General features: G+C 72.8%; 1 protein-coding gene. It reads left to right on the top strand.

Annotated elements, in window-relative coordinates:
• The coding region (locus B4M60_RS09560) for a pirin family protein (RefSeq protein ID WP_291082808.1) at window positions 1-744 on the top strand (744 nt) is incomplete at its 5' end.
• Between the last annotated feature and the right edge of the window lie 23 nt (window positions 745-767).

Here is a 767-nt window from a genome sequence, read left to right on the forward strand (position 1 = left end):
CACGCCGACTCGCTCGGCGCGGCCGCCCGGTTCGGCCACGGGGACACCCAGTGGCTCACCGCCGGGTCCGGGATCTCCCACTCGGAGATGTTCCCGCTGCTGGACTCCGAGGGGCCCAACACGATGGAGCTGTTCCAGATCTGGCTCAACCTCGCGCCCGAGGACAAATCGGCCGAACCGCACTTCGACATGTTCTGGGGCGAGGAGACGCCCGTGGTGGTGCGCGGCGAGGAGGGCTCCGAGGCTCGTTTCCGGCTGATCGCCGGCGAGGTCGACGGAGTCCGCGCCCTGGACCCGCCGCCACACTCGTGGGCCGCGCGGCCGGAGAACCACCTGGCCATCTGGATCGTGACCCTCGACCCCGGCGTGAGCACCGAGCTCCCGGGCGGCGATCCCTCCGTCAACCGGGTCCTCTACAACTATGGTGGCGCGCTGACGGTGGGGGAGCAGGAGCTCGGCTACGACGCCGCCGTGCTCGCGCCCGAGGCGGCGACGGTCACCGCCGGTGCGGACGGCGCCGCGTTCCTCATCCTGCAGGCCCGCCCCATCGGCGCACCCGTGGTCCAGCAGGGGCCGTTCGTCGGCAACACCCGCGAGGACATCGCCACCGCGATGCAGGAGTACCGCGCCGGCGTCTTCGGCACCTGGGACCTCCCGCAGAACGACCCCGTCCACGACCACGGTCAGACCCGCTTCGCGCGCTACCCCGACGGCACCGTGAAGCGGCCCGTCAGCGCGGGCTGACGACGGCCCGGGTCAGGCCGCCC

The organism is Dietzia sp. UBA5065, assembly GCA_002415925.1.
GTDB lineage: Bacteria > Actinomycetota > Actinomycetes > Mycobacteriales > Mycobacteriaceae > Dietzia.